The organism is Soehngenia longivitae (genome assembly GCF_004684055.1).
Taxonomy (GTDB): domain Bacteria; phylum Bacillota; class Clostridia; order Tissierellales; family Tissierellaceae; genus Soehngenia; species Soehngenia longivitae.
In genome coordinates, this window is record NZ_SRIB01000005.1 from 97,692 (window position 1) to 114,092 (window position 16,401).

Sequence of the window (16,401 nt, forward strand, 5' to 3'; positions counted from 1 at the left end):
TTGTTTATTTGTTTTTTAATTTAACATCTGGTTCGGAAGGTATCTTAAATAGAGGAATGAATCGATCTAAGCCAGTTAAAGTTAATAGAAGAATAGAAACAACTGCAATTATTGCTAAATAATTATGCGAAATTATTTCAAATACGTTGAATTTATAAAGCGGATAAACTGCACTAGCAATTCCAATGTAGAAAGTCATATAAACATGCCATGGAATGAGTTGAGAACCAAATACCCCTAAAGCATCAGAGAAAGTAGCATTTCTTAATCTCAACTTATACAAATCCTCTTCGCTTCCTTCTACATTATCCTCTGTTAAAGTTTTTATGATAGGACCTATTGTTACTATTTGGGCCATTTCATCAGATAGAGCTGCATTTCCAACTATTGATAAAACTCCATTGTAGAACATAAGCTGTCTAACATTCTTTGAAATTTTAGAAATTAAATTTGAAAGTGGTGCAAATGCATTTATTTTACCCATTATACCACCAAATGCTCCAACCCACATCATCATAACAATAACCCAAGAACCAGCATCAGAAAAACCTGTCAGGATTGAATCCAAAAATGCTGATATAGAGGTTACTGTCCCTGTAAATAGCCCAAATATCAAGGATGTTATTATACCTAAAAATAGGCAAGCTAAAGTAGGTAAACCTTTGATAGCTGTTATGATTACTACAATAAGAGGGATAATCATAATAGGAGAAACACCTTCTTGAACTTGGTTTAGCAAAGTAACAGCAGCAGGTCTTTCTTGGTTTAGATTGTCCCAAACTTCTTGAGGTATTGCTGCTATTGCTTCATTAGCATTTGCAGCAATACCAGGCAAATGCATACTAGTAACAAATATGATTATCGCAGCAACAGTTAAACACAGTAGCGACCATACCCCTTGATGCTTGATTCTATGTATGACTTCAACTTTTTGTATACCAGAACTAACTACCGTTGTATCTGAAATAAGTCCAATATTATCACCAAAGCATGCGCCTCCTGCTATTGATGCTGTTGTTAGAACGATATCTCCTCCAACTATATGGTTTAGCCAAAGAAAAATTGGAGCAGCTGCAGCAAACGTTCCCCATGAAGTTCCGGTAGCTACCGATAAAACACATGTGACTAAGAATCCGGTTACTGCTACTGTTTTTGCACTTAAACCTAATTTCAATGAAACATTGATGATTGATGCAGCCACTCCTGCTGACATGAATATCTCTGCCATAGCATATGCTGCCATTAAAATAAAGAAAACTAACTGCATTTCTTTCACGTTATCAATGGCTGTTTCAACTATTTCGTTGAATGACAATTTATCAGTTATAAACGCTACAATCGCCGCCCAAACAGCAGCTAAAGGTGCTGCTAGTAAAGCATCCATACCTGATATCATAAGTCCTGCCATTAAAAATACTGGTGAAAACTTAAAAATTGCAAGAATTACATTCATTACCTAACCCCCTGTAAATTAGTAGATTACTGATAAAAAAATATCAATCATATATAAATATAAACCTCTAAGTATTATAAGTCAAGGGAATTTATTGAAGTAATTAAAAAATTCTGATTATCTGGATATAAAATGCAAATATGAAAATTATGTTAATACTAGTCAATTTAAATTAATTAAAGAAACAATTTAAAATAATAATGTAGTTAATAATTATTACATATGTGATAAAATATAGATTATAAAATAGTTTGGAGGTTCAACATGGAGCTAGGGGAAAAATACAATGGAGAAGTTATAGATTTTAATTCTGAAGGTTTAGGCGTGGTTAAGATTGATAATCAAGTGATTTTTGTTGATAACTGTGTAATAGGAGATACAGTTGAGTTTGAGGTAATCGAGAAAAGGAAAAATTACTATATTGGGGAAATGACAAATATAATAAATTACTCTAAATTAAGGGAAAAATATGCATTTGATACGAGTAAATTAGGTGGAGGAGTTCCTTTAATAAATTTAAAATACGAAGAACAATTAAAATGGAAAGAGAAAAAAATTAGGAGTGATTTATATAAGACACTGAAAATAGAGTATGACATAGAACCTATCTTGGGCATGACTCATCCTTTCAGATATAGAAATAATACACAAATTCCTGTAGGCATAAAAAATGGAGAGAAAACAATTGGCTATTATAAAAGAAAATCCAATGAAATAGTACCTATAGAAGAAGATATTCTTCAAAAAGAGATAGGAGATAAAATAATCAAATCAATTAAAGAGTGGATGAATAAATACAATGTGGAAGCTTTTGACAGGACTAATAATAAAGGGGTTCTAAGACATATTGGGATAAGGACTAACCAAGACTCCTTAGCAATGGTTATTTTAGTTACACACACTAGAGAGCTACCATATAAAAATGAGTTGGTTCACAAATTAGTGAGTGAAACAGGGAGTGTTGTTAGTATTTACCAAAACATCAATACCGATGATAAAGTGAAATATGGCAAGGAATTTATTCATATATTTGGGAAAGAATATCTTACAGATTTTATTGGAGATGTAAAATTCAATATCTCACCCGAATCTTTCTTTCAAACAAACTCTTATCAAACTGAAAAATTATATGATATAGTGAAAAAATATTTAGCTCCTAAAAAGAGTGATGTAGTATTTGACTTATATTCAGGAATAGGAAGCATTGCTTTATTTATAGCAAATGATGTTGATAAAGTTATAGGAATAGAATATACAAAATCAGCAGTAAAAGATGCTAAGAGAAATGCAGTAGAAAACAATATTGGAAATGCTTATTTTTACCAAGGTAAGGTAGAAGACTTGTTACCTCAGCTACAGAAAAAGGAAGGAAAACCAAATAAAATAATTCTCGATCCACCAAGGGCAGGAGCTGATAAAAAAACTTTATTTGAAATAATAAAATTAAATCCGGAAACCATAGTCTATGTATCATGTGACAGTGCTACTCTTGCAAGGGATTTAAAAATATTATTAGAGAATGGATTTGAAGTAAAAAAAATAAAACCAGTAGATATGTTCCCTCACACTACAGAGATTGAGTGCGTAGTATTGATACAAAAGGGAACAAAGAAGTGTTCTCTGGAAGGTTTGATATAAACCTTTCAAAGTTTTTAGTATCAAAAACAGAATACTAAAAAAAGATGATTATTTGCTCTGTGGAAACTAGCCTAAGAGAGCCTAAAAGTCCTGTACAGAGCGGATTAAATGTCATTGACACCATACAGAGCAGAATAAATATGAGAGAGCTCGTATAGAATAGATTAGATGTTATTGTTAAGCTGTAGGGATTTACAGAGTAAGTTGATGTAATTGTAGGAGGAGCAAATATGGATAATTTAATGCAAAAAAGACCTTTTATTGTTGGCAAAGATAATTATACAAAACTTGAAAGGGTATCATTAAGTAAAGGGGATTTTCAAGAAGAGTGGTTACAAAAATTATTACAAAATTCTCCCCAATTATTACCTGTAGCGGAAATAGACGCAATTTATGCTCCGCTTGTTTGTATTGGAAGAGAGGTTGCAACAGCTGCTGGTTATATTGATAATCTATATATTAGTCCTAAGGGATACATAACTATAGTTGAAACGAAACTATGGAGAAATCCAGAAGCTAGGCGTGAAGTGGTAGGTCAAATAATCGATTATGCAAAAGAATTAAAACAATTTTCATATGAAAGACTTGATAAAATTGTTCAAGCATATAACAAATCATATTTTGGTAAAGAACAGAATCTTTTTGAAACAATGCTGGGTCATCAATTTCTTAGAGAAGAGGATGAAACACTTTTTGTAGATCTTGTTGAGAAAAATTTATTCAATGCTCGATTTTTACTACTTATCGTTGGCGATGGAATTAGAGACGGTGTATGGAGAATGACAGAATTTTTAAACTCAACGCCTAATATGTTATATAGCCTTGGTCTTGTAGAGCTAGAAGTATATAGACTTCCAACCAATGATAAACTTGTGGTTCCAAATTTACTCATGAAAACACAAACAGTTGAACGAGGAGTTTTTAGGTTTGAGCAAGGAAGAGTTTCTCCTGTTATGGTTGAACATAAAGAGTTTGAGGATTATATAATGAAATCCAAAGGAAAAATTTCAAAGGAAGATTTTATTCAGTTATTAACCACTAGAAATCCAAAAATTTCACTGGATAATGCTTCAAGATTTTTAGAAGATTTAGTAGATTTGGGGTATGTTATCACGCCATATGGAAAAGAAGATTTGAGAGTCAAATACCCAATGCCTGGTGGAGGAAGTTACTTAAATGTAATTTATTTCTCTTCTAAAAAAAATGGAAGAGCGTACAAGAATGTAAATTCACTTGAAAGAGATTTATTAAAATTCGGTTATTCTCCTGAGATTGCACGAAGTTTTTATAAAGAGCTTGAATTATACCAGGATGATAATCTTGGAGGCAATTCGACAATAAATCATGATTTAATGAAAATGATTAACTCAAGTGATGAAGTTATTTCAGCTTTTGATAAGTTAAGAAGCAATTTTTAGTGAAACAGCTTGACGGTGGAGTCCAACACTACCCAAACCTTAGACAGTAAATGTGGCGAGTATATGGGATGAAGGCTCTGCATTTACCCGGTGAGGTCTAATCGACATGGGAAAAACAAGGATAAACCATGTTTGATACAAGATTTGTCATGAGAAATCAGTAGGAGCCATAGTACTATGAGAATCTATATATCATAGAAATGGCTGAATCATAGGAGATGAAGTCAATGAAAATTACCGAGAACACGTTAATATGCAGAAAACAGAATAAATACACCATTGTCAACTGTGGTAACAGTGTAGAACACTAAATACACAAAAATGAGCAGAGTGATTCGAGGATGGTTGAAAAGTACAACAACAACACAAACAAATAGAGGAAATGCTAGGAAAAAACCTATCCATAGATAATATGGATCAATCCTATCTAAAGGTAAAAAGAAACAGATGAGTAGGTGGAGTTGATAAGATGGAAATAGAAGAACTTCTAGTACACATAAAGACACATCGGTAGGAAATTCTATCATCCCTGCTGAATGACGGCTACTAAACACAACTAGTGAAACATGTAGAAATACCAAAGGAAAATGGTAAAGCAAGCGAACTGGGTATACCAACGTTAACTAGACAAAAGGGGATTTCGATTAGTAAGATTTGTCAATGACATCATGATATTTATCAAGAGTAAAAGAGCAGAACAAAGGCAATACCAGAGAGTCAACAAATTCATATAAGATAAATGAAGTTAAAGACAAATAAAGACAAAACTACAATAACAGTTTTAAATCAGGTGAAATATCTAGGATATGTTTTCTATAGAAAAGGCAAACGGAGATTCAGAGTTCATACTACAAACATAAGAAAATTAAAAGATAAATTAATAGTGGTAACAGATAGAAGCAATGGAATGAGTATAGAAGGAATGAAAACAAAACTTAATCAAATAATCCGAGGATGGGTACAATACTTTAAATTAGCAGACATGAAAACTCTTATGAAGTCCATGGATGAAAGGTTGAGAAGAATTCGTATGATAACATGGAAAAGATGGAAGAAGTTTAAAACGAAAATTTAAAACTTACAAAAATTAAGATAGGTAAACAAAAATTATGTGGATGGGAGAATACAAGAAAAATTACTGGCAAACAGCCAATAGCTTGATTCTTACAATAACCCTTACCAATACAAAGTTTGAAAAGCTAGGATATTATAGTTTTTTAAATATTACCATGAAATTAGAGTGTAAACTATTAAACCGCCGTATACTAGAACCATACATACGGAAGCAGTATAAAATGCCTAGATAACAAATTATATTATTTTAAAAGATTTGGCTTTAAGATAATTTCGTTAGGAATAATTCTTTCTGTCCCTAAGTCATCTATTAACTTAAATCCATACCTTGTGCTGAATGCATCAAAAGGGAATTGATCATTCAGCTTTTTTTTTGCGTAAGAGTTTAGGGGAGATATTACTAAACGAATATCATCTTATGTTAGCTTGTCCAAGCTCTTACCTTTAGAAATAATCTTGCGGATTAAATCATGATTATTCTCAATCTCTTTTAAGATATATTAGATCGGAGAATAATCTCTCTAGAAATAGTGAATTTATGTATATTAAGCTCTCTAGCAATTTCGGATAAAGAATAATTGTTTTAAGATACTTTTCAATATCTAATCTGTTATCAAAATTTAAATGTTTAGCCATAATAGCTACCTCCTTAAAGCTTATCATCTAGGTATAAGACAATGATACTGCAAACTTCGCTGATATTGACAGAAGAACTTGAAAATGAGCATAAAAAACCAAAGGAAAGAAAACAAATTATGTCTATCAAAAGTTTGTAATGTTAAATTAGATCCCTAAATTTGTAAGAGTAAATTAGACTTTTTTTGAAAAAGGGGTCCTATTTACTTCTATAATTAAATTATAAGATTTTCTTTCTATTTCGTTTAGTAGTGTGCTATACTATTGTTAAATATATTTTATACTTTTGGAAGAGTGCATTTCATTGTGATTAGCTATGATAAACTGTAGAAAATCTTGATAGATAAGTAGTTGAATAAAACCAACTTAAAGGATAAAGCCAGCATTACTTATAACGTAATCGCTCGCCTTAGTAAAGGGGAATCTGTGAGCTTGGATAGCTTGTATAAAATCTGCAGATGTTTTCAATGCAATATAGTTGATATCATGGAGTTTAAATTTGATTGACATAGTTTAAACAAAATGAAATGAGTGAAAGTTCATGAGGAAAAGCCAGTTGTCTGAAGAAGATATCAAATTAAGATATATCACACCTGCCATACAGAATGCGGGATGGGATAATAAACAAATACGGATGGAATACGTTTTTACTGAAGGACGTATTATTTTGCGTGGAAATATTACGGCAAGAGGAAGAAAGAAAAGTGCAGACTATCTCCTGTCCTATAAAAACAACTTTCCATTAGCCATAGTAGAAGCTAAAGACAACACACAACCGGTGGGAGCTGGACTCCAGCAAGCCATTGATTATGCGAATACGCTGGATGTACCTTATGTTTATTCATCGAATGGAGATGGCTTTGTGGAGCAGAACCTGATCACTGGTGAAGTCAAGGAACTGAAGCTTGAAGAATTTCCATCACCGGAAGCGCTTTATAAAAGATACAGAATTGATAATGGGATTGATGATGCTGTAGAGAAGGTCATGTTGGAGCCTTATTACTATACACTTAATTATAAAACCCCTCGATATTATCAGCGTGTGGCGATTAACAGAACAGTAGATGCAGTAGCCAAGGGACAAAATCGTGTGCTGGTGGTAAGTGCTACTGGAACCGGTAAGACCTTTATGATCTTTCAGATTATATATCGTTTATGGAAGTCGGGACTTAAAAAAAGATTTTATACCTGGCAGATCGAAACGTACTCATAGATCAAACTATCTCTGGTGATTTCAAACCTTTTGGTGGTAAGATGACTAAGGTGCAGAATAGAAACCTCGATAGTTCTTATGAAATTTATATGGCACTGTATCAGCAACTTGCCGGTGATGATGGTGAAGAGGCTTATTTACAGTTCAAACCAAACTTCTTTGATCTCATTGTTATTGACGAGTGTCATAGAGGGAGTGCTAAAGAAGAATCTGCATGGCGCAAGATACTGGACTATTTCTCATCTGCTACCCATATTGGCTGTACTGCTACACCGATTGAAACCAAGGAAGCATCTAGTTTTTCCTATTTTGGTGAGCCAATATATGAGTATTCATTAAAACAAGGAATTGATGATGGGTTCTTGGCGCCATATAAAGTGATTCGTATTGGTCTTGATAAAGACCTTGAGGGCTATCGACCAGAAACGGGTGTATTTGTCAACCGAAAATTCCTCTAAATTTTAATCGAAAATTCCCCTAGGGGAATAAAAAAATTATTGCTCCTCTAACCACTGTTTTGTTTCTTTTAATCTGTAAGAGTTTCCATTCATGTTTACTATATATGATTTGTGTGTTAGTCTATCAATCATAGCTGCAGTCATAACTGGATCTTTAAAAATTTCATCCCACCTTTCAAAAGATAAATTTGTTGTAATAATTGTTGATTTTCTGCCTGCCCTTAATGAAAGATATGTGAATAACAGCTCTGAAGCTTCTTTATCGAATGAGATATATCCTAGTTCATCTGCTATGATAAGATCGTACTTTTCAAATTTTGCTTCAAAGGCTCTTAATGTTTTTTGTGACCTGCTTTCTTTTAGTTCATTTACTAGGAGAGGTATTGTGGTAAACAATACTTTGTATCCAGCATTACATGCCTTGATTCCTAGACCTATTGAAATATGTGTTTTACCAGTACCTGGATTGCCTGCAAAGATTATATTCTGACCTGTTTTAATAAATTCTAAAGTTGAAAATATCTTTATTTTCGCTCTAGCATCTTCTGGTAAATCCTCTATTACTAAATCTTCTATATATTTTTTGTAAGGAAATTTTGCTAATCTAATTCTGTTCTTTTTTCCATTTTCTTTTCTTAAGTCATATTCTTTTTCAAATATTTCTTTTAAAAATATTTCAATTGAATTTCCTTCTAAATTTGCTTCTCTAATTTCATCTTCTATATTGCCCATTGTGTAAGGTAATTTAAGCTCTTTTGAAAGGAATTTTATTCTTTCAATGGTTTCATTTTGCTCTATATTACTCATATTATTGTAACCTCCTTTTTAAAGGCTACAGATGAGCTGTTTAGCATGTTTGCATATTGATTCATTATTAATTTAGATTGCTCTTCTATTTCTGCAGTCTCTTTAGTTATATTATGTGTAGCTGCTTTTGTTTCTTTGGTTCTATTGCATAACATTTTAATCTTTTCTGTATCAATACTTAAAGGACTTATGTTCTCTAGCTCAGATATTATGGTTTCTATTTTTTCTAATCCATTTTCAGAAATTATTTCAATTAAATCTATGAAATCTTTAGGATTCGTTGTATAATACTTATTGTATATGGTTTGAAGTTTGGGGTTCATTTGTTGCATTGCTGTGCTAGAATGAATAGCTCCAGGCTTCTTTTTTAATGTTTTTAGATAATGTTCTATTTGTATATTCCATGTTTGTTTACCATAGTTTCTTGTGTGTTCAGCTACTTTTATGTTGTTATGATATGCTATTATTTTTTCAGGATATATTTTCACTGTTACAAATTTACCTACTAGAGCATCTGGCACTGAATATTTATTCTCATCTATGCTTATCACTGAATACTTATTGACTCTTAATTCTTCTACTCTTGCTATGTCATAGCTTGGCATTAGATTTATTAAATATTGTTTTTCATCTTCCAAGATTTCTTTTGGACTTTTACCATCATAGCTTTTATTAGATTTGTTATTCAACTTTTCTAATTTTTCTGCTAAGTAATTATTTGCTTCTTCTAGTGTTTCAAATGAATGTTTTTTGCTAAAAGCCTTTCTCCTGACATACTCAACGCTATTTTCTACATGCCCTTTCTCATTTCCCTTTCTCGCATTACAAAACCTGTATTTAAAACCGTAATACATGGACAATTTCAAGAGATCCTCTGTTGGCTCTTTTTCAGTTCTACTAACAAATTTAGCTACTGCAACCTTCATGTTATCATATACTAATGTTTTATGAACTCCACCTACATGATTAAAGAATCGTACATGAGCATCTAAAAAACTCTCCATTTTCTGATTGTGATAAAGATATGCAAATCTGTAATTTCCTTTAGCTGTAACTATTACAGCCATTTGTACCACTTTTGGTTTATTGCCTATTTCTAAATTAACATAACCCCAATCGAATTCAGCAACATCACCAAGTTTGTATTCCTGTCTTATGAATGCTTCTTTTTCTCTATTAAGCTTTTCTTTAATGTAATTACATACTGATGAGTAACTAATGTCAAAGCCTTCTTCTATTAAGCATTCGTAAATATCTATATTCTTCTTTTGTTGTTTGCTCATTCCAGTAGTTCTTTTTATTTCATTTTCTCGTAGGTAAAAGTCTATTCTTTCCTTAAGTTCAGCTGTTAATTTGATTTTAACTCTATTACTTGAATCATATTTAGGTGATTCAACGATATCATTAATTAAAACTTCAGTATCACCTTTTTCCTCAATTATGGCTTTCTTTTTTTCTTCATATTGATTTACATATTTTCTGATGGTCTTTCTATCAAATCCTGTCTGTCTATGTATTTCCCATTGTGATTTTCCTTCAAGAAAGTGTGAAATTATTATTTCTTGCTTATCCATTAAACTTAACATCTCCTAGCCCCCTATGACTGTCATAGGGATATTTTATTTTCCTCTAGGGGATTTTTCAACTATTTTTTGGGGTACTTTTAGATTAACATAAACAAATGTATGGAAGGATATTTTGAGATTGTCAGACAAATGGTTACAACCCATGGTATTCCAACCAGCCTTTATTGCGATCGCCATACTATTTTTGTATCGCCTAATGATGGCAAATTGTCTATTGAGGATCAGCTTGCAGGAAAGAATGTTAATTTAACCCAATTTAGTAGAGCTATGGAAGAATTAGGCATCAATATTATCAAGGCTCATTCTCCACAGGCTAAGGGCCAAATTGAAAGCTTTGGGAAACTCTCCAAAGTAGATTGCCTGTCGAGTTTAAATTACATGGTATTACTACTATTGAGCAAGCTAATTCTTTTTTATCTGAATTTATGGTTAAGTACAATAGAAAATTTAGCGTTTCTCCTGAAGATAATACTTCTGCTTTTAGAGCTTTGGATGAAAGTATTAATCTTGATCATATACTTTGTATTAAAGAAAAGCGTATGATTATTGAGGATTCTGTTTTTTCTTATGGGGGAAAGTATTATCAGCTCTTGAAAAATGGTAAAAAGGCTAGTGCATTACCTAAGGCTAAAATAACCGTTTTAATTAGCAATAAAATTGGTGTTAAGGCTATATATTCAGATGTTATTGATTGTCAATTTTACTTGACAATCAATAGTTATCTCATCTGAAGTAAATTTCAAACTTCCTAAAAATATTCTAGCAAGTGTTAGTTCGCTTTTCGTAAATTCATAACATAAAAATTCTACTGGTGTTAATTTTATATCAAAATCCTTAAGATAATCTTGAGGCATATAGCCATACCTAATTTTACTTTTTTCAAGCTCATTCATAATTATATTCAAAAGTGTACTCTTTCCAGCTCCATTCTTCCCAACTATACAAATTTTCTCTGGGCCACGAGTATAAAGCTCTATATTTTTACTCAAAATACGATTTTCAACTTTTAAAATTGGTAATTCAAGTTTAAGTACTTCACGCTTATTTGGTATTTTTACATTATTAAATGTAAAATCAATAACTTCTTCGTATGTTGGCTTTTGTCTAAGATGATTTTTTTCTTTTTCATACCGTTTTCCCATTGATTTAACTGTATGCATTTTATCTTTTAAATTTTTAGCAGTGCTTGGATCACCACGAGATACTGAACGTAAATCATGTTGAACCATTTCATATACCTTTTGATACTTTCTCATTTTCTTATCAAATTCAGCTTTATCACTATTTGCAAGTTTAAATTGTCTATCAATCAAATTCTCACACTTAGTTACATATTCTTTATATCCAATATCTGCAATAGTATAAAATGGCTTTGTTCTATGGTAAACAGGTAACATAGTTGTTTGAATGAAGTTTTCTATAGTCTTAACCGATTCAATATCAAGATCATTCGTTGGTTCATCAAGTATGAGAATTGTAGGATTTTTCATTAGTTCTAATAAAAGAGCATACTTTATTTTTTCTCCACCAGAAAAATTATGAACACTGCTATTTCCTTCTATAATCTCCAAAGGTAATTGTAATAAACTTAAAAGTTCAAAATATAAATTATAGTCAAATAGAATCGGATTTGAAATAGTTTTTAAAAGCGTCGATTTTCCATTTCCTTCTTCACCAATTAATGCAACCTTTTTATTAGAATTTATTGAGAAATTAAATTAGAGAGAATTTCTCTATTTTTGTTATTTAATACTATTGATAAATTTTCTAATATTATCATATTAACACCTACTCAATACCATCAAATACTATTTCAATAATTTTAATATATACAGCTTCATGATTGAAATCTATCTCTTTGCACCTATTTTTATTAAATTAATATTATCATTTTTAGTTATTAATTCATCGTGAGTGACAATAATGACAATTTTATTCATTGATAATAAATCCTTGATTTTATTTAAAACTATGATTTTGTTGTTAACATCTAAATAATTTGTAGGTTCATCAAAAATATAAACCGATTTGTCTGTTTTTAGTGCTAACTCTATTTGTGCTAATTTTTTCTGTCCCAAAGATCCATTATATCTATTTTTGAGTATTCCATATTTACTTATATAAGAATTGCCAGGTATGTATACTATATCATTTGATAATTTTTCAGGTGATTTATCGTTTATTAAAATTTTACCTTCATATCTATCCGTTATATTTAGTATTCCTTCTATTAATGTAGTTTTCCCTACACCATTATCGCCCATTATCACATTTAAAGTATTGCGCTCCAAATTTAATGTTAATGGATTATGAAGTTCAACTCCATTTTCATCCAAGCCAACGTAATTAAATAATTTTATATTGTTAATTTTTTCGTCGAATAGTTCAATTTTAGATAGATTTAAAAACTCTTGAAAATTATTTATGGCAGGTTTTACGGATAAATAATTACTTCTAGCTTCAAATAGAAATTCGATGGGAGTCCAAAACTGAGAAATGTAAATTTGAAAAGCAGTAAACACTCCAATAGTTATTTTATCAATGAATACAAGCCAACCAGATAAGATTCCTGTTGCCAATATTGCAGCGTTTAGCATCCCATAAATCAATATATTATTTATAAAGGCTTCCGCCTTCGTTTTTTTTAATAAATTATTTGAAAATCTATTGAAAAATTTATCCAAAGGTGTCAGTTGCTTAACATTTAAGAACCGCTCTTCTTTTGTAAGCTTATATTGATCAACCATGTACCCTTTAACCTCTTCCATATCTTCTAGATGATCTGATGCATAATTTGAAATGATTCGTCCATATTTATACGATATGTAAGCAGACACTGGAACTACTATTATCATCAACACTGCAATTAAAGGAGACAATTGGAATGAAATTAAAAAAATCAAAATTATGGTAATTACAGAAAATACTATATTTATTGGATATTCAAAGATAAAAGGCTTGATCAGTTCAAAATTTTGTCCTATTTCTTGATTGATTTTTTCTTCATCTAATTTTTCAGTTATTAAATTGTAATTCTCAAGATTATAATTTATTTCTTTAAAAATATTGATGTAGCTTTCACTATAAGCTTTTCCCATAAAAACATCTAATAAATAATCTAAATATTGCCCCACTAAAAAAATAGATATGTTTAACAAAGCAAAAAACTTTAGTTTTTCAAGATCCTTTTGCATAACACTGTCAATAAACTTCATTGTAATCAATGGAGCAATTAAATAGTAAACTTTCAATACAGCTTTAATAAATATGTATGTATTTAGTGTCTTTTTAGAAACAAATCTTATGAATTTGAACATTATTATACTCCTCAATCAAATCATCAATAGAATCTATATTTTTACTCAATAAACCATAGTTATTTAATTTAAAAACAAACAATATTTTATTTACCATTTCTATTAGCTTAGGATTACAATATTTATTTAAACTACCGATTTTTACATATTCTTTATAAGGGCAACCACCTTTACATAAATAATACATACTACAACCATAATTATTACATATAGTAACTAATGGGTTTATATCTGCTATATCTATTTTACAATTTTCAGATAGTTTATTTTCTACATAGTTTTCGTTATCAACAAGAGAATAACATTTTATTAAATCTCCATTAGGTAAAATTGTAACAGAATTATTATTTTTAATCATACAATTTCCACCAATTACATATTCTCCACTTAACTCAAAACCACTTTTATATAAACTAAAATACAATTTCATTAACAAATCATATTTTTCATTTTCAACAATGTAATTTACATCCTTTTGAGGAACATCTACAAAATCAAAGTATAAGAAAAATTTACTTCTATAAACCGGAATTATAGCATTATTTAATTCCTCAATCAAATTGATAATTGAATCTGAATTTTTATTACTAACATTAATTCTCACCGATAAATTAATTGAACTAAATTCCCTTAAAATTAATTTTATATTATTTAAGATTAAATCATATGTATTAAAAAAATCTTTGCCTTTTCTTTCATTATTGTGGAATTTTTTTGACCCGTCAAGAGAAAGTTGCATACTAAAGTTATTTAAATCAAAGAAATTTAAATGTTCTTTTTCAATTAAAGTCCCATTTGTTATAATAGAATATTTAAATTTTCTATCAGGAAAGTTAATTTTAAGTAAATTAACTAATTTATATATATATTCAAAATTATTTATTGGTTCTCCGCCAGTAAACTCCACAGAAACATTTTTCGATGGATATTTAGATATATTATATTGAATAAAATTAAATATTTGTTCATCATTAATATTTATTTTTTCATATTTTTTAATTCCAGACTCATAACAATAAGAACACTTAAGATTACAATCAGTATTAGTAACTATAACAAAATCTAAAATTTCTTCATTTTGATTAATTGTCTCAAAAAAATCTAAAGAATTCAACTTTTTTAAATTTTCATTTGTAATAATAGTTTCTTGCTTATCTAAATTCAAAAAATTTTTATCAACTTCTATAATACAAAAGTTTTTCAGATTTTTTATAAGAATTGATTTTGAACCATTATAATATTTAAATATTGAAGTTTTCATATATTTATCTCCTCTTTAAATCGGGTAGTGTCAATAAGGCACTCCTATTTTTTTATTAAAACCTTTATATTATCAAGGGTTTAAGAGTTTTTATAGAATAAAAAACAATGACCCCCTTTTTCTGTTATAATAACTAGTTGCACAATCCTGAAACCCGCATAAACACTGCCTTTTATTTATAAAAATGGCTTGGATTCCTCCGTTTTGGGTATATAATCATTGACAAGATGTGTATAACTCAAAACAAATGATGAAAGGAGAATCCTATGCCAGTTTCAGCTAGACAATTAAACTTTTGTGATGTTTCCAAAGACTTTGATAAGTTCTATAATCAAAATCAAGAAACTTTACTAACTTTACTTGATGAATTTATTAATATAAGTGATTTTATCCCTTTTTCTTTTTATCAAAATTATTATTCTAAATTAGGTTCTAAAAGAGATTTTTCACTTGAATCTATGTTAAATGCTTTTATACTTAAAAATATTTTATCGATTCCTTCTATTGATCTTTTAATTACTTTTTTATCTATATCTCCTAATATTCGTAAGTTTTGTGGTTTCTTAAGAGTGCCTCATAAATCGCAATTTTCTAGGTTTAAGTCAGAATATCTAGATGATTTTAATGACCTTTTTCATAATCTGGTTGACAAAACTGAAGATATATCTAAGAAAATCAATCCTTTTCTATCTTCTATCCTAGTTTCTGATACTACTGAATTTGAAGCTTATGTTGCTGAGAATGATACTAAATTTTATCAGTCTATCCTTCATAGATCCAAGACTTAAACTAAGATTCTTGCTAAGGATAATCTCGATTCTACCTTTGATCCAGAAAAATATGTCCAAAGTCAAATGCCTAAAACAGCATCCTCAAATAATGATGTGAAGCTTGCTTATCTAAATGGGCATTTTGGCTATTTTCAAAAGTGCATCTTTACTACCAATGGTCTAGATGTAATTAGAAACGTTAATTTCTTCGATTCTATTAATAACCTGGAATTAGATTAATATCCTCAGGAAACTAAGCATTCTTATGATTCTAAATCATTAATTCCTACTCTGGAGACATATTTTCAATTTCATCCTAATTTCACATATAATTACTTTCTAGGTGACTCTGGTTTTGATGTAGTTGATAACTATGCTTATCTTCACCAGAAGAATATCATGCCAATTATTAGACTTAATCCTCGTAATGAACAGTCTTTGCCTCAACCTGGATTTAATGAAGTAGGTGTATCACTTTATCCCTATGATTCTTCATTACCTATGGTTTACGATGGTATTACCCGTGAAAAAGGACGTTCAGACAGAATTAAATATATCTGTCCTAAGGCTAAGAAAACTAGAATCAAAGGAAAAACTTAATATATATTAGAATGTGATAAACCATGTACTCCATCTAAATGTGGTAGAATAAAGCAAATCACTGCTAATCATGACTTTAGATTTAACACATCTATGCCTAGGGATAGTTTAAAATGGTAACTCTTATATAAGCTAAGAGCAATCATTGAACGTTCAATTTCTTAAATTAA

The 16,401-nt window shown here is 30.0% G+C and carries 14 protein-coding genes and 2 pseudogenes; 8 read left to right on the forward strand and 8 right to left on the reverse strand.

All coding sequences use genetic code 11. From position 1 onward, the window contains the following. Positions 1–4 precede the first annotated feature (4 nt). The gene (locus tag E4100_RS04905) at positions 5–1,453 is read right to left on the reverse strand and encodes a Na+/H+ antiporter NhaC family protein (protein WP_135270930.1); all 1,449 of its coding nucleotides are present in this window, start codon (positions 1,451–1,453) and stop codon (positions 5–7) included. A 264-nt stretch (positions 1,454–1,717) separates the two neighbouring features. On the opposite strand from E4100_RS04905, the gene rlmD reads away from it, so the two are divergent. From rlmD to E4100_RS04920, 3 genes are all read left to right on the forward strand, one after another. Next, the gene (rlmD, locus tag E4100_RS04910) at positions 1,718–3,091 is read left to right on the forward strand and encodes a 23S rRNA (uracil(1939)-C(5))-methyltransferase RlmD (RefSeq protein WP_135270931.1); all 1,374 of its coding nucleotides are present in this window, start codon (positions 1,718–1,720) and stop codon (positions 3,089–3,091) included. A gap of 230 nt (positions 3,092–3,321) precedes the next feature. After that, on the forward strand, positions 3,322–4,509 hold the full coding sequence (locus E4100_RS04915; protein ID WP_135270932.1) for a hypothetical protein: 1,188 nt from the start codon (positions 3,322–3,324) through the stop codon (positions 4,507–4,509). A gap of 739 nt (positions 4,510–5,248) precedes the next feature. After that, positions 5,249–5,584: a group II intron maturase-specific domain-containing protein gene (locus E4100_RS04920; protein ID WP_135270933.1), complete on the forward strand. Its 336-nt coding sequence runs from the start codon at positions 5,249–5,251 to the stop codon at positions 5,582–5,584. 479 nt (positions 5,585–6,063) lie between these two features. Here E4100_RS04920 and E4100_RS09295 read toward each other — a convergent pair whose 3' ends face one another. Then, on the reverse strand, positions 6,064–6,219 hold the full coding sequence (locus tag E4100_RS09295) for a hypothetical protein (protein WP_167792080.1): 156 nt from the start codon (positions 6,217–6,219) through the stop codon (positions 6,064–6,066). A gap of 351 nt (positions 6,220–6,570) precedes the next feature. On the opposite strand from E4100_RS09295, the gene E4100_RS09555 reads away from it, so the two are divergent. Together E4100_RS09555 and E4100_RS09475 are read left to right on the forward strand one after the other, a co-directional pair. Continuing rightward, positions 6,571–6,726 (forward strand): helix-turn-helix domain-containing protein, encoded by a 156-nt coding sequence (locus tag E4100_RS09555; RefSeq protein WP_209315272.1) that lies wholly within the window; start codon positions 6,571–6,573, stop codon positions 6,724–6,726. Between the two features lie 478 nt (positions 6,727–7,204). Then, positions 7,205–7,890 (forward strand): annotated as a pseudogene (locus tag E4100_RS09475) (DEAD/DEAH box helicase family protein). A 36-nt stretch (positions 7,891–7,926) separates the two neighbouring features. On the opposite strand, the gene istB reads toward E4100_RS09475, so the two are convergent. Both istB and istA read right to left on the reverse strand, forming a co-directional pair. Further along, positions 7,927–8,697 (reverse strand): IS21-like element helper ATPase IstB, encoded by a 771-nt coding sequence (istB, locus tag E4100_RS04935; protein WP_135270934.1) that lies wholly within the window; start codon positions 8,695–8,697, stop codon positions 7,927–7,929. Continuing rightward, the gene (gene istA, locus E4100_RS04940) at positions 8,694–10,283 is read right to left on the reverse strand and encodes an IS21 family transposase (protein WP_135270935.1); all 1,590 of its coding nucleotides are present in this window, start codon (positions 10,281–10,283) and stop codon (positions 8,694–8,696) included. The genes istB and istA overlap by 4 nt, the downstream gene beginning before the upstream one ends. Positions 10,284–10,412: 129 nt before the next feature. Here istA and E4100_RS04945 point away from each other — a divergent pair, with 129 nt between their 5' ends. Then, positions 10,413–10,826, forward strand: coding sequence for a hypothetical protein (locus E4100_RS04945; protein WP_135270936.1), 414 nt, complete (start codon positions 10,413–10,415; stop codon positions 10,824–10,826). 134 nt (positions 10,827–10,960) lie between these two features. On the opposite strand, the gene E4100_RS04950 is transcribed toward E4100_RS04945, so the two are convergent. From E4100_RS04950 to E4100_RS04965, 4 genes and pseudogenes are all read right to left on the reverse strand, one after another. Then, positions 10,961–11,854 (reverse strand): ATP-binding cassette domain-containing protein, encoded by an 894-nt coding sequence (locus E4100_RS04950; protein WP_135270937.1) that lies wholly within the window; start codon positions 11,852–11,854, stop codon positions 10,961–10,963. Between the two features lie 69 nt (positions 11,855–11,923). Continuing rightward, positions 11,924–11,989: pseudogene (locus E4100_RS09595) on the reverse strand (hypothetical protein); the annotation flags it as partial. Positions 11,990–12,133: 144 nt separating this feature from the next. Then, positions 12,134–13,600 (reverse strand): ATP-binding cassette domain-containing protein, encoded by a 1,467-nt coding sequence (locus E4100_RS04960; RefSeq protein ID WP_135270938.1) that lies wholly within the window; start codon positions 13,598–13,600, stop codon positions 12,134–12,136. Continuing rightward, positions 13,572–14,861, reverse strand: coding sequence for a radical SAM protein (locus tag E4100_RS04965; protein WP_135270939.1), 1,290 nt, complete (start codon positions 14,859–14,861; stop codon positions 13,572–13,574). Before E4100_RS04965 ends, E4100_RS04960 begins: the two co-directional genes overlap by 29 nt. Positions 14,862–15,127: 266 nt before the next feature. Here E4100_RS04965 and E4100_RS09390 point away from each other — a divergent pair, with 266 nt between their 5' ends. Together E4100_RS09390 and E4100_RS09395 are read left to right on the forward strand one after the other, a co-directional pair. Continuing rightward, complete coding sequence (locus E4100_RS09390) at positions 15,128–15,649, forward strand: transposase (protein ID WP_209315274.1); 522 nt, start codon at positions 15,128–15,130, stop codon at positions 15,647–15,649. 381 nt (positions 15,650–16,030) lie between these two features. Then, on the forward strand, positions 16,031–16,231 hold the full coding sequence (locus tag E4100_RS09395) for a hypothetical protein (protein WP_209315275.1): 201 nt from the start codon (positions 16,031–16,033) through the stop codon (positions 16,229–16,231). Positions 16,232–16,401 lie beyond the last annotated feature (170 nt).